This window comes from candidate division WOR-3 bacterium (genome assembly GCA_039801085.1).
Classification (GTDB): Bacteria; Hydrothermota; Tepidihabitantia; order Tepidihabitantales; family Tepidihabitantaceae; genus JAOABP01.
This window is the reverse complement of record JBDRTY010000002.1, coordinates 334,814-348,937: the sequence shown is the minus strand read 5'-3', so window position 1 is coordinate 348,937 and position 14,124 is coordinate 334,814. Positions and strand designations below refer to the sequence as shown.

At 39.3% G+C, this 14,124-nt stretch carries 10 protein-coding genes; 1 reads left to right on the top strand and 9 read right to left on the bottom strand.

The genetic code is table 11. The features are described 5' to 3' along the window. Nucleotides 1–6: 6 nt before the first annotated feature. Genes ABIK48_05895 through ABIK48_05855 form a run of 9 tightly spaced genes read right to left on the bottom strand, consistent with a single transcriptional unit; the run spans nucleotide 7 to nucleotide 12,758 of the window. A complete protein-coding gene (locus ABIK48_05895; protein MEO0021691.1) occupies nucleotides 7–2,808 on the bottom strand; it encodes a DEAD/DEAH box helicase in 2,802 nt (933 codons plus the stop codon). Next, nucleotides 2,801–4,828 (bottom strand): hypothetical protein, encoded by a 2,028-nt coding sequence (locus tag ABIK48_05890; GenBank protein ID MEO0021690.1) that lies wholly within the window; start codon nucleotides 4,826–4,828, stop codon nucleotides 2,801–2,803. The genes ABIK48_05895 and ABIK48_05890 overlap by 8 nt, the downstream gene beginning before the upstream one ends. A gap of 16 nt (nucleotides 4,829–4,844) precedes the next feature. After that, on the bottom strand, nucleotides 4,845–7,964 hold the full coding sequence (locus ABIK48_05885; GenBank protein MEO0021689.1) for a tubulin-like doman-containing protein: 3,120 nt from the start codon (nucleotides 7,962–7,964) through the stop codon (nucleotides 4,845–4,847). Between the two features lie 2 nt (nucleotides 7,965–7,966). Then, a complete protein-coding gene (locus ABIK48_05880; protein ID MEO0021688.1) occupies nucleotides 7,967–9,103 on the bottom strand; it encodes a vWA domain-containing protein in 1,137 nt (378 codons plus the stop codon). Between the two features lie 38 nt (nucleotides 9,104–9,141). Continuing rightward, nucleotides 9,142–9,516 (bottom strand): response regulator, encoded by a 375-nt coding sequence (locus ABIK48_05875; GenBank protein ID MEO0021687.1) that lies wholly within the window; start codon nucleotides 9,514–9,516, stop codon nucleotides 9,142–9,144. Between the two features lie 30 nt (nucleotides 9,517–9,546). Then, entirely contained in the window at nucleotides 9,547–10,266 is a 720-nt protein-coding gene (locus tag ABIK48_05870) for an ATP-binding cassette domain-containing protein (GenBank protein MEO0021686.1), read from the bottom strand. Further along, nucleotides 10,263–10,967 carry an ATP-binding cassette domain-containing protein gene (locus ABIK48_05865; protein ID MEO0021685.1) on the bottom strand — a complete coding sequence of 235 codons (705 nt, stop codon included), beginning with the start codon at nucleotides 10,965–10,967 and terminating at the stop codon, nucleotides 10,263–10,265. Before ABIK48_05865 ends, ABIK48_05870 begins: the two co-directional genes overlap by 4 nt. Nucleotides 10,968–11,016: 49 nt before the next feature. Further along, complete coding sequence (locus tag ABIK48_05860; GenBank protein MEO0021684.1) at nucleotides 11,017–11,886, bottom strand: branched-chain amino acid ABC transporter permease; 870 nt, start codon at nucleotides 11,884–11,886, stop codon at nucleotides 11,017–11,019. Next, the gene (locus tag ABIK48_05855; protein ID MEO0021683.1) at nucleotides 11,883–12,758 is read right to left on the bottom strand and encodes a branched-chain amino acid ABC transporter permease; all 876 of its coding nucleotides are present in this window, start codon (nucleotides 12,756–12,758) and stop codon (nucleotides 11,883–11,885) included. The genes ABIK48_05860 and ABIK48_05855 overlap by 4 nt, the downstream gene beginning before the upstream one ends. Before the next feature lie 222 nt (nucleotides 12,759–12,980). On the opposite strand from ABIK48_05855, the gene ABIK48_05850 reads away from it, so the two are divergent. After that, nucleotides 12,981–14,105 (top strand): ABC transporter substrate-binding protein, encoded by a 1,125-nt coding sequence (locus ABIK48_05850; GenBank protein ID MEO0021682.1) that lies wholly within the window; start codon nucleotides 12,981–12,983, stop codon nucleotides 14,103–14,105. The last annotated feature ends 19 nt before the right edge of the window (nucleotides 14,106–14,124 follow it).

Genomic DNA, 14,124 nt, shown 5'->3' with positions numbered 1-14,124 from the left:
GGTCATTTATTTGTTATAATATACCCAGCCTTCCTCCATTAATCGGGCTAAATCGTATTCCTCATTATTTAATGGATTTCTAACTATACCTGTTTTAACAAACTCGATCACCCCTAGAAAACCAGCTATTTCATCTTCGATTCTTTTACATAAATTAAACCCTTTACCATATTCGTCATAGTCCCGTAGTTTGATCTTTCCAATATAATCCAACAAACCATAAAACTCCAAAATTTTAAATGCAACCCATTCAGCAAACCCTTCACTAATTATTTTTTCTTTCAAAACATTGCTGTTGGTCTGTTCAAATTCCCAGTTATGAGCATATTCGTGAGCAATGACTTGAATTGCCAATGCTTGAGGAATCTTAGGAATCACCTTTACTCCACCTTCGGAAGAACAAAAACCTAATAGTTTTTTATCTAAGTTATCAACCGTGATTCTCGCTGGCTTTTGAATTTCCAGACCTAATTTGTTGCGAAAAAGTCCGATGATTCTTTTTTGTTCTGCCTCGTATTGTTTTTGGGCTGAATCAGCATCAAGCCCCTCAGATTTATAGATAAGGAATTTCTTGGTTTCTGATTCTTTGCCCAAAGCCTGCCCTATTGTTAGCAAGATATCGTGTTTTTTCCCTTTGAGCGTTACATTTGTTTTTTTGTATTCTATACATAGTGGACAACCATCAGAACAAGGGCAAGAAATTAGCAATTCATACCCGTACTCATAAAGTAAATTAAGTAATTCTACCATACCCTCATAAATCTCCTTCAACACTTCATTACCACTGTCGACCAGAGGAATAATATAAACAGCGGATTCGTCAGAGAAAACAGCAATCAGCCGTTCAAAATTGTGGAAAAAATAGGGAAGAAAGATATTCCAAATCTGAGCAATGCCTGCGGAGCTATCTGTGTTAAATTTAATCAGCGATGTTTTTCTTATACGACTAATTGGTTTAACCTTTACCTCCCCCGTATTCTGAAACTTAAAATCTAAAAAATATTTAAACCCGCAGAATTGAATTTCAATCGTTTGTTCGGGTAATAATTCCAATCTTCCTAATCCTTTAATTTCTTTATAAGCAATTGGTTCGGTGTGCTTGCTTGAAAATAAGTGATTAATTATCGGGACAGTCAACACCGGGGTATGCTCTGTTGCGTAATTAAGCTTACATTTATCACCGTCAAAACTGCCGTCAAAACTGGAAGATATTTGGTATTTTTCCAGCCCGTTATAAATAACTGCTTCAGGGTAGACAATATATGGGAAAAGTGATTCTGTTACAAACTTTCTTATTGAGTAAATTTCTTGGCTACTCGTTGAAAGCTCATAAAAGTTTTTATCCATGATGCCCCATGGAATATCTTTCTGCTTGTCATAAATTTTATCTCGGTCTAATACGTAAACCCTACCGTCACCTTTTTCAATTAACTTTTCCTGTACAAGTTGGCTGAGAATCTCTTCTGTTAGTTCTTTACCCCAAACAGAAATCAATTGTTCATAACCTAAAGAATTTATTCTTTTACTAGCAAGAGTTCTAAAAAAATAAAACTCCGTTACACTTTTATTTTGAGGAATTATAATGTCTGGTAAACGAAGCTTATCAACCATATCCAACCTGCGTACAAAGAAAAACGATAATGGATCTTCGTTGGCAATTATTATTGCCAAGCCATTTTCGGTAATTAAATTACTGAGTATCTGCTTGATATTTTTGTAGATTGGTGCCGTTCCTAAAACAAATACTCGATTAAACTTTTTAAATTTGTCACGAGGTATTTCGGAAATATCGCCACATATTGTTATTTCCAACTTGGGGATTTCTAACTGCACCGAACGCAACAAATCTTCTTTAAGTAAACGGTAATCTGCGGAACTAAAACTTTGAATTAAATTCCAAACCAGAATGTTATCTTCTGAACGACAAAAAATTTTGAAGCAACCTTTTAATTCTTCGAAAAAATTTTCCCGAAAAACTTGAATTTCTCCAGTGTCGTCATCAACCTTGGCTACAATCTGGGGAATCCAATATAAAATTTTGAATCTATTGTTGCCGCTATAGCTACTTGTTATAACCGAGCAGTTCCGGTGGGTTAAATTACGGGCAAATTTTTCTGGTGACCCAACTGGTGCACTTGTGAGTAAAAATTGAATTGAGTTATTTCTCTCAATTATTAAGGAAGAAATAAGATTGCTGAGATGAAATAACTCCTCCGGGTGAAACATTGTGATTTCCTCAATCACAACATGCAGTAACGCATCCATCCAAGTGGATCCCTCCTCAACCGAGAATTTAGTTAAAAAATACTCCTTAAAAACTTCCGGTGCTGTTATGATTATATCCGGCTCCCTCCCGAGTGCCGAACAGAATTCCTCAATACAGTCTGCCTTTTCGGCTTTCACCAACCAATCCCACCTCATTTGTTTTATGCGATCATTAACTACTGCCAGCCGCGACCGCAAATCATAAGTTGACGGGCGGAGGTACAACGCAGTCCGATGTTTAGTAAGTATTGTCGCAACTACCGCTAAGTCCACCGCCATTGAACTACCACTTCCTGGTGCTAAACATAAATAAGCATCCTTTCCATCAGCTATCTCCTTAATGAATAACCCTTGGTGTTGGTATAAATGGGAAAGTTGCAAATTGCTCAATAAAACCTTCAGGATATTTTTATATGGAATACCTATCTTCTCTATATCGTAGTATTTGGGTTCAACTATCCCTACCTCATCAACCTCATAAACCTGACCTTTATAATACCTTAGATTTTCAGGCTTTTCAATAATTGCCTTAATGTCAATCATATTTAGTTGGAATTAGCTTGTATATTACGGTTATTAACAGAGCTTCTTTATGGTTCCAATTAAAGGTTTTTTCAACGCTAAATTCCAAAGTGAGACTCTGGGGTTTAACAACAAAATACAACTTGGGTGTTTCAGGTTTAATTAAGGACGAACAACCCGTCACAATATTATTATCGGTTACTCTAATGTAATCATTTAATTTATTTGCGCCCAACCCTATCAAGGGAGGCGGAATTTCTTGTTCGATTATTTGAAAAATTTCTTCTCTTAATTGGATTAAGGTGGTTTGTATATTTTTAGACAGATTATGATAAGAAACACTCTCCAAGAAATGATCAAATATCACAGATAGATTTTGAAAAACTTCCTTTTTTTGAACTTCCTTGTCAATCAAATCATCTAATAAATTCCCGTGGGAATTTATTTCCTGAACAAACTGGGACGGCGTATCAGAATTTTTACAGAACTCAAAGTTTTGTAAAGTCCGGCGCCAAATAAAGCATATCTCTCTTATTTCGTCAAGAACATTTTCAAAACTAATTATCAGTTTAGTAGACAAATGCTTTACTAACCATCTCTTGAACCACTCTTTAATATCATGTGTCGTATTCTTTATAAAACTGTCATATTGATCTTTTAGTTCTTTCAAAACTGTAGCCCCCTTATTTTTTATCGCGTTCAATTTCAAATAACGAACAACTAATATTAAAAAAAAGACCCCTCCCCCCACTAAAATTGATCGCATAAAGTTCCGGAAGTTTCCCCCCCCCAATGAAAATAACGCAATCACAGTCAATAAAAAAATAACATAGCCAACTAAAAAAAAGATAACCATATATCGAAACTTTGATTGCCAATAATACAACTTTTTTAAAATTTCGGCTACTTTATTAAGTGCTGGAATAAAAATGTATCTCTGCTCTTCAGGAAAGTAATCCATTTTAGAATTAATAACGTTTGCTTCCTTTTCCCTTTTTTCCAACCATTCTTCTAAGGCGATCAATGTACCGCCCCCTCTTAAAAATCCCGGAATCGCTTCTTGAAGTTTTTGTACCGATGTTTTTCTAATCTCTTTCAGCCCTTCATTAATTTCAACAGTATGTTTTTTAACATGATCATAAAGAGAGTTGTAAACAGTATTCAAAACTTCGGCGGTTATCCTTTGAGATTCTTCTTTAATTCGGGACTTATCCACTTCGCAGTTAGTTTTCAGCAGACAGGGATAGTCAGTAACATCATGCATATGGGTAAAGGGACTATCAATCGGAGGATTCGAATAACGGGAAAATATTTGATCAACACCCTTTTCAACAACTTCTTTTACCAGTTCCTCAGGATTAACTTCAAACCTATTATTAATTTTTTTAAGGTGATTTTCGCTGAATTCCTTAAATTTAGTGCTTAATTTATCGTCGATCAACCTTCGAATCGGAAGCTGAAACAAAGTTGCCCCAAAGCTAGCAATGCCTTTTTCATCTTTACCTCTGTTGCTAAATTTTTCTAACCAGTACCGCAATTCGCCATTTGATATTATTGCATGAACCAGCGCCATAAAATGATTAAGTAACACAATCCAATCAACCGGTTTAACAGCGCGGTTGCTCGTATCTTTATCAGAGAAAAAAAAGCAAAACTCAAAATTAGAGTAATTAGAGAATTTATCTGGGAATTCCCTTAGAAAATCAACAACTGCATTGGACGGCAAAAATAAAATCGGATAAGTGTAAATTATGATATTAGGGTACTTATCACCGAGTATGTTGAGGCTGTGATAAATCTCCTGGGAAGCCGATTGAACATCGATCAAGGGGAAAAAAATAACCTCCCTAGGTGTGATTTCTTTGTTGATTTCATTCATTGTGGATTCGATGTCAGCAACCGCCCCAATTTTAACTTTAATACTTGGCGATTCCGGTTTAACCTGGTTATAAAAATCATTAGCAAAAGATTTGAATAAATCCCACATGCCATCACCACTTTTAACTAAATAGAGTAAACAAGTGGCGGCTGATAAAGACATTAAGTGAACAGTGCTTTTATTGCCTTAACTGTTGCAACCTTTTAGCCAATTCCTCTAATTCTTTATTTGAGTTTGGAATCACAGTGCTCTTATCCATTATTGAGGATAATTTAATCAGCAAGCTTAGGATCTTATAACTGCTACTGTTTTTATCTGTTTTGATCTTTTTCAATTCCTGCTGTGCTATTTTGAAGAGATTCTGTACCGCTTTAAGCTTATCATCACCATAATATTCATTCATGAATTTCTCGCATACCAAAGTGCCAAGCTGCCTTCGAGTAATTTGATCGTTAAGTAGCTGATTATAAAGTGCCTCAACCCCCCGGATAGGATTTCCAATCTCCTCTCCTCGTGGGGAATAGATACGGAATATTTGTTTATCGCGTTTGATAAATCCCATTGCCATTCCAAGAAGTATCAATAAAATAACGTCCTTCATTCGTTCCTCTTCTTTAGCCACCGGGTGCAAAATATTATCGCGCCATATCGTATAAAACCTGTAATCTGCATGCGCTGGAATTCCAGTTTTACGCCCTTTATCCACGGCAGATAAAATAGTTTCCACATGTTTATTATACGCCTCGGCTATTTCTTTAAATGACAATACTCGATACAGAGGAAAGAAAGACAGTTGGGTGTAAAAAGTAATTCTATCTGTCATTTTTGTATAAATGCAAGAGGAAACTGGTATTTCTTTAGCGAACTTAAAATTTTCTGGGGCAAATACCACCTGAATCTTGATGTGCTCTACCTGATCTTCCCCTTGATTATCTCTTATTATGTCGTTCTCCTCAATTTTTATAAAAGGCTGCGTCAATTCTGACATCTGCTTTAGAATTCCCCGTGCTGCCTCTCGCATCCACCTATCCTCATTATAATCTTTGTTCATAAGCAGATTTGCCGTAGCAGTACCAAAAACCATGCTGAGGCGATTTTTAACCCCCTCTTGTTCAGCACCGCTTCCATTAGTCATTACGTTCTTTACCTCATTGTAAGTCCGCTGCAAAAACCACGTCATCGCATCATCTACCCGAATTCTTTTTACCAAGTCATAAACTTTTGATTTAATTGCCCCGGTAAAAGTCTGCTCTAACTTTGCGGCATATTCATTCCTGCTATTATTAAGCGACTTTGCCATTTTATTGGGATCTTGAATATACTTATCATACAATTCTCTTATAATAGTCCCGATGCCATCGTATTTTTTTTCACAACCATTGATGATTTCTTGTCTAACCCCCTCGTCTTTAAAGATCTTTTTAATATCGGGGTAAATATATTCATCTACATCAGACTTCGATGTCGAAAGTTCTAAATTTAAAAGATATTCACCAGAACTAAAACGTTCAGGATCAACAATCCAGTCGTGCTGCACATACGCTCCAGTTTGTCGAGCACACTGAGCAACATAGTCGTTAAGAATACCGCCAAGATATTGAATTACCCATTTGATGTGTTTCGTAGTTTCAATTATTTCTTTGTAGAACTTTTCCATTATTTTACGTTCAGCTGATTGTATTTCGGCATCAGTCCATTGTTTCAGGGTAGCAACAAATTCTCCTTTTCGAGAGGGAAACTCATCACCAATACCCATAAAACCCCTTTTACACTTTAGCACTGCATCGTATCGAGCACTTAATTGTTCGCGAAGTGCGTCAGCTTTATCCCATAATGGTTTTGACCGGTTAGTGTGTTCTATATTAGCTTGCATCACTCCAATGAATTCCTCTAAGATCTTATTCAGTTCGTCAAACCTAAGACTCGCAACCAATTCAAAAATTGTGCGCTCAAAGTTTTTCGTTATTACTTTCTTCAGATCTTCCAATTCCTGAGATAACTCTTTTTTATAACCCTCTATCAAATCTGAATAATCAAGTATGAGTTTTTCTATTCCGTGCGGTGCTAACAAATTCACAAAGCTCGCTGTATTTTTAATCCGGGGAGCACTAAAACGTATTAACTCCCGGTCTCTCTTTGCCTTATAAGACCTCGCCGACCGGCATTTATCGCGCAAATAATTTGTCAACTGATTTCCATCACGTTCGCAAATTGAATTATCTCTTTCAAATTTTTGCAAGTCAGGATTGGAAAAATCAAATCCTAATTTCAATACTTCGCTAATCAAACGGGAATAGCAATAATTTGTTACCTTGTGCACTGGAAACGATATATGACTAATACCGAAGGTGGAATAATTACGGCTTCGCCCATTGGAAGTGAGAGGCAAAGCATCAAATCTGTTCCAAGAATTTGCGGCTAGCGTCTCATCGAAGTCAATAGATGTAAGGAGCGTCCCCAAAAAAGAAGCAAGCAATTCTTGATAATTGTTTCTGATTTCTCGGTCACCACCCCCTCGCACGTAAAATGTCCGACCCTGTAAATTGTCTGACTGTATAAGAAACACAATATCAAATAATCTATTTTGCCCTTTTACCGTTGCGTTTATATTACCATAATGAAATTCAAAAGTATCACCCTTTTCCATCCATCGTTCAATTTCGGTCAATGTAGCAAACCCGTATAACTTGGTATTACCTCCCGCAAATTTTTCAACTACCGACCCATCGCAGAACACGCCGTAAATCTTGTATGACTCATCAACCAAACTCCTAACTAACATCGCTGTGTCGATCAGTATGCCGGAACCTGTCCCCCCGGCAAGCGAACTTACCAAAAATACAACATTGGGAGTATTTACTGCTGCCATACCCTGATCTTTCTGTAACTTGGCTCGCAGTTCATTGGCCTGATCGATACGTTCTTTAATTGCTGATTTAATTCGGGGAAAATGCAAATAAAAAGCCAGTCGGCCAGCAATTCTAATTTGACCTGCCCCCCTTGTTCCCTTTATCTCTGATTCTAAAGTAAAACCAGGAATCCACCAATACTTAAAATTTGCATCTTCTTTAAACAGCTTATCAATTTCATGTTTGGGCCTACTGACACGGAATCCTTCCCAATAAATCTGATCGATAGAAGCAATCTCCGACTCAAAATCAGGGTCAATATCAATGGAGGAAAAAAAGACGGTTTGATTGATCAATCCGTGATAAGCGGGATTTTCTTCAAACAAACGCTTAACCCTGCGCACAACCCCAGTCCCAAAACCGCCCAAACCAATTAGAATTGAAGCCATATTTAATCTCCTTTCTCGTATTTCAGTTTAACGCTGTTGTATTCAAATTCGATATTTGAAGTTAAAAGATATCTTTCTCCAGCCTTAATTTCTCCCCCGACTTCCCCCATTATTTTAACTGATTTATCGGGCTGTTTGACGTTCAAAAAGACATTCCCGTCTCTGTGCACTGATAACTCCAGTTCACCGATTGCGATGCCTGGAATATCGATATCACCTGAAATCAGCAATTTATTTTTACCAACTTTCTGATGCTGTCTCAAATTAAACCGATCGATCGTATGTCCAACATCATCAAGCCATAACAGCTGAGCATCTGGCGGAAATTCAGCCAATCTAAACTTATACTTAACGATCACAAAAACCAGTGCCAGCAGCAAAATCCCTCCACCAATCACTAAAATCAGCCAGTATCTTCCATCTCTCTTTTGCGAATGGGATTCTACCCTCGATTTCTGCCGAGCAACATCTTGTTCGCCTTTCTTGGGGGGGGGGGTCTGGGCCGATGGAATCTCTGAAGAAAGGTTCTTCATTTTAATTTCTCGCGGCACTGAAACAATCTCTCCTCCCGTAGATTCCACAAACATTGTAAGGCTATCCTGAGGTTGAGTCCCTAAAGTAACAACATAAAGGTAGGTATTTTCGGCTTGATAGCTGCTAAAATACCACTCAAGAATCTGCTTAAAACTCAGTGGATTCTTAACCTTGGGCGGTGGCTCATTTTTACCATCAGTGAAAAGATAAATGTAGATCGGGTTGCTTGGTGAGCGTAGTCGATAGCGTTCGGCGATCTCTGCTACTCGAGCAAAGGCAAGCGTCATATAAGTCCATTGATCGTTAAAAGCTAAGCGCTCAATTTCTTGCAAGATATTACTCGACCACAAGTTCTTCACTTCATTAAGCTCTTTGTTGATATAGAAATCATTCCCGAACGAACACAAAACAATATTATCCCCCTCTTTAAACTCGCGACGAATAAAATCAACTAACGAACCCGTTACCCGCTGGTAAAGGTTATCGTAGCGCATACTACCAGAAACATCGATTACAAAAATTAGAGTTTTCTGAGCTGCGACATCTCCCGGAACCAAAAGTAAATACAGAAATAAGTATTTTATGGCTCGGTTTGTCCAAAACATAAAAATCTAAAAAAAATTAATAAAACATTCTTACTCTGTCAAGTTTTGCGTAATACTGATCTTAGACCTTCTTTCAAATCCTTTATGCTTATAGGTTTTTTAAGAAATAATGCTGCACCCATTTGCGCAATACAATCTTTCTGTTCCTCAAACTCGCGGTAGGCGCTCATCATTATCACTGGAACTTCGCAAAACTTGTGTTTAGCCCATTTGAGAAACAACAAACCATCAGCGTTGTTTGGATCTGACTCATTTAATCGGATATCCACTAGAAAAACGCCGAAATTTCCGTTTGCCTTCTCCTTGGCTTCTTCTAAATTGGTAGCAATAACCACATCATAATCAAATTTAAGAATGTTTTTCAATGCCTCAGCATACTCAATGGAGTCTTCGACGATTAATACTCTTTCCATAATTTATTAGATAATAAATTTCTCCTGTTGTCAACGAAAAAAAACCTCAACCAATTTTCCCTTTTCCAGCACTACATCAGGTTCTTCTTGGCTTAGAATTACCCCCTTTTTAATTATAAAAACGGTAGTGGCGATTCTCAGTGCCTCGCGGACATTCTGCTCTACTAACAAAATCGTCGTGCCCAAAATCTTTCTAACATTTTCAATCTTTTTAATCATTGCCTCCACCAGCGCCGGCGCCAGTCCAGCAGATGGTTCGTCAAGTAAAAGCAGTTGCGGCCGACGCAGCAGAACCATGGCTAAAGCGAGTGCCTGTTTTTCTCCTCCAGAAAGTTCCCCGGCACGCCGGTTTTGATATGCTCTTAACTGCGGGAACAAATCAAAAATTTCTTTGCGCGCTCGATTGAAATCGATCCGACTCAAACCCATACCCCCGACCTCCAAATTTTCCTGCACCCTCAAACTCCTAAAAATTTCACCTCCTTGAAGAAAATAACCTAAACCAAGTCTGACTCTTGCATCCGTTGAAATCTGAGTGATGTCGCGACCCTTGAAGTAAACCCTTCCCTGCCATGGTTGAAGAAGTCCACCAATAACCTTAAGAAGTGTCGATTTTCCCGAACCGTTAGGACCGATAAGCACCGCCACCTCCCCCTCGTGAATCACCATACTAACTCCAAATAGAATTTTTTTTCTGCCATAACCAGCATGAATATCATCGATCTTTATCAAATCAGATGCTTGACTCATAAACCCAGATAGGCATTTCTGACTGTAGGATCAGATAGCACTTCTTCTGGCAAACCGAACGCTGTAATTTTCCCTTCATCCATGAAATATACCCAGTCACACGCCGCAAGCACTGCGGTCATATTATGCTCTATTAGAATTATAGTTTTACCATCTTCCTTCAGTCTTTTTAAAAAATCAAGAAGCACAGGAATAAACCCTGGATCCACCCCAGCAGTTGGTTCATCCAGTAGCAATACGCTACTATTCCCGGCAAGCAATCGGGCAAGCGCCAAGAGTTTCTGTTGCCCGTAGGAAAGATTTTCGGCACGGATTTGCATTTTATCACTTAACCCCACAAATTCCAACCAGCGAATCGCAGTTTGCCGATTTTCCTTTTCTTCCTGCTGGATTTTGGGATATTTAGCAAATAAATTAAAAGGGGTCTCACCACTCTGACCCTTTATCGCTACCAACACATTGTCCAACACACTCATTTGGGCAAAAATTCTCGTATCCTGAAACATCCTACCCACTCCCAACTGGGCAACCTGAAACGGGGCTAAACAGTCAATTCTGATATCCCCTAGATAAATTACCCCCTCATCCGGTTTTATGAAACCGTTGAGAATATTAAAAAGGGTAGTTTTGCCCGCTCCATTGGGTCCGATTAAACCGGTAATCTTGCCACGGTAAAACGTAACGGTAACATCATCTATCACTCTCAGCCCGCCAAAACTCTTTACCAGCCCTTCGGTCCGTATCATTTCATTAGTCGAACTGGTAGTCACCTAAAATCCCCTGAGGTCGAATTCGCATCAGCACGACAAGGAGAGCTCCGTAAATAATTTGCCGGACATTTGCCGCTACGGGATCAGAAACCCTTAAAAATCTCAGAAGTTCAGGCAAAAAGAGCATCAGTAGCGTCCCAACTACTGGACCTTTCAGATTACCGGTCCCACCAATTATTATTATCGAAAGGATGAATACCGATTCATCAAAAGTAAAGCTGGTAGGATCAATATAAGCCACATAGGCAGCATATAGCGAACCGGCAACCGCTGCCAGACCACCAGCAGTCATAAACGCCTGAATTTTAAAAACTCTTGTGTTCTTACCCAGCGCCTCAACGACAAACTCATCCTCCCTGATTGATTTAAGCACCCGACCAAAAGGAGACGAACAAAGTGTACCTACTATCAGAAAAATTAAACCCGTGATCAGTGCACTCATCAGAAAATATTCCGGTACATTAGTGATCTTAAAACCGAGAAATTCTGGCTTGGGGATACCCGCAATCCCATATGGACCCCGCGTAAATGATATCCAGTTATAGAGAAGGTAAAAGATGATACTCTGAAAAGCCAACGTCGCAAGTAAAAAATAATCTCCCCGCAACCGAAGTGACGGTAATGCCACAATCACTGCCAGTATCATTGCTCCGACCATTGCCACAGGAATAGTAGCGAAAAAGTTCCAGCCCGCCCTGACCATTAGCAGTGCTGATATATAAGCACCGAGCCCGTAAAATGCTGCATGGGCCATTGAAAGCAAACCAGTATACCCCACAAGCAAATTAAGTGACTGCGCGAGAATAAGATAAATACAACACATAATCAGTATGTGGAGTAAGTAACTCAAATTTCCTCCAGTCTACCGCGTTTTCCCAGTATTCCTTGAGGCCGAAGCAAAAGCACAATCAGCAGTATAAAAAATGTAACTGCCGACTCCCAACGGGCCGAAATATGCCCAGCAGCCAAGTTTTTAGTAATTCCGATAATCACCCCCCCAAAGAATGCTGCTTCAATGACTCGGATACCACCGAGGATTGTCGCCACGGCGCCGATTAACACTGCTGACCCGCCAACGTGCGGATCGATGCCGACATCAAATGCTGCAATCACACCTGCCACTCCCCCTAACATCGACCCCCAAGCGAAACTCAGCAGTCGTAACCGCTGAATACCAAGTCCAAGCACTGCAATCAATGATGAGTTATCTGCCAGTGCCCTCAGCGTTATACCAAACCTAGTATGTCTTAGCAAAATAATTGTAAGAACACTTAGAATCAGTGCAGTGCACCCCCCAAAAACCTGAATTTTGGTTAATATGCCCCCCCCTAATTTCAACGTTTCCTCTACCCCAGACCTCAGAACCCTAGTCTCATTACCTAATATAAGAACAATCAAGTTAACAATGACCAAATAACTACCTAAACTGCTTAGAATCACAATGGCAGGTGAAGACTGTTGCCTATATAAAGGATAGAAAATCAATCTCTCAAGCAGCATCCCTAGTCCAATCGCACCTATGATCGCCAGCATTATTCCAACGCCTATTGGCAGATTTAAAATTTTCCAAGAGAGGTACACTATGTACCCAGCGACAGTAAATATCCCGCCTTGTGCGAAATTAAATACTCTGCTTGAATTATAAATTATACTAAACCCCAAAGCAAACATTCCTAAAACAACTCCCTCAACCAAACCATTGGCAATAAACTGCAGTAACATCACATTCAACCTATTTTAAACTACATCTGCAAATTATGTGCCAGCGTGTGCAAAGGAAAAGATGATTCAGAAATGAACGCAAGGTGATTCTGTTATCACTTGATTGTGACGATCAAATCCCATCGGCTGGCTTTTCAGAAAGCTTTTGTGTGGTTGTTGACAAGGAACGCAATTTGCTTACTATAGAATTGTATGAAGCCAAACAAATAAAAGGAGGAAAGCTTGCACAATGGAATAAAAATTGGCATACTTATGACCGCAGTTTTGACGGTACTAGGTCAAATAGATTGCAAGAAAGAACCCCAAGCAATAAAGATCGGCGTAATTTTACCTCTTACTGGGAGTGCCGCTGAAATTGCACAGCAGCACAAAATTGGCCTTGACTTGGCGGTGGAAGAAATAAATTCACGAGGCGGAATCAACGGTAAGAAACTCCAGCTTATTTACGAAAATGATCAGAATGAACCGAAATTAACTGTAAGTGCATTCAACAAACTCGTAACGGTTGATCGTGTGCCCTTGATCATTACAGTAATGAGCTCTCCAAGTATGGCGATTTATAATCAAGCGGAGCAGAAAGGGGTAGTTCTGTTCGCCAACTGCGGCCATCCTGAAATTACCTCTCTTAGTGACTGGGTTTTCAGAAATTTTCCTACCAGTAAACATGAGGCTTTAAAAATGGCAGAGTTTGCATTTAATAAAATGGGAATAAGAAAAATCGCCATTTTTTACATTAACGATGCCTTTGGTGAAGCAGCAATGAAAATGTTCAGTCAGCATTTTCACCGCTTGGGAGGACAAATTCTTAAAGCCGAAGCATTTGAAAAAGACGGAACTGACTTCCGGGCGTCTATTAGGAGATTAATTGCTGCCAAGCCGGAAGCGATATATATCTACGGATATGGTAAAGCTAACGGAATTGCGCTCAAGCAAACAAAGGAACTGCAGTACAAAGGCTACATACTTGGAAGCTATAACTTTTCTGTCGAACCTACCATCAGCCTTGCAAAGGAAGCATTGGAAGGTACTTACTACACTACCCCTGCATTTGACGCTTCATCCGTCACTGATACATTAACATTAGCGATAGTAAAAAAATTTGAAACCCGCTTCGGGGCGCTCCCGAATTGGAATTCCGTCATTGAATTCGATGCACTATTCAACCTCCTTACCCCAATATTCAGCAAGTACGGCACTGTTCCTCAAAAAATTAAGACCGGACTTGAGAATTTCAGCGATTTCCAAGGCGTTGCAGGTTTCTATAAGTACGACCCGGTCGGTGAGTGGGTTATAGACCTAGTGGTAAAAAAGGTGGAGGGAACAACCGGTGTCCAAGTCTATCCGTAAAAATTCGGACCCTCGGGGA

Excerpts from the sequence above, each read along its gene's own strand:
- ABIK48_05895 (MEO0021691.1), bottom strand. The coding sequence starts at position 2,808 with ATGATTGACATTAAGGCAATTATTGAAAAGCCTGAAAATCTAAGGTAT.
- ABIK48_05890 (MEO0021690.1), bottom strand. The coding sequence starts at position 4,828 with ATGTCTTTATCAGCCGCCACTTGTTTACTCTATTTAGTTAAAAGTGGT.
- ABIK48_05885 (MEO0021689.1), bottom strand. The coding sequence starts at position 7,964 with ATGGCTTCAATTCTAATTGGTTTGGGCGGTTTTGGGACTGGGGTTGTG.
- ABIK48_05880 (MEO0021688.1), bottom strand. The coding sequence starts at position 9,103 with ATGTTTTGGACAAACCGAGCCATAAAATACTTATTTCTGTATTTACTT.
- ABIK48_05875 (MEO0021687.1), bottom strand. The coding sequence starts at position 9,516 with ATGGAAAGAGTATTAATCGTCGAAGACTCCATTGAGTATGCTGAGGCA.
- ABIK48_05870 (MEO0021686.1), bottom strand. The coding sequence starts at position 10,266 with ATGAGTCAAGCATCTGATTTGATAAAGATCGATGATATTCATGCTGGT.
- ABIK48_05855 (MEO0021683.1), bottom strand. The coding sequence starts at position 12,758 with ATGTTACTGCAGTTTATTGCCAATGGTTTGGTTGAGGGAGTTGTTTTA.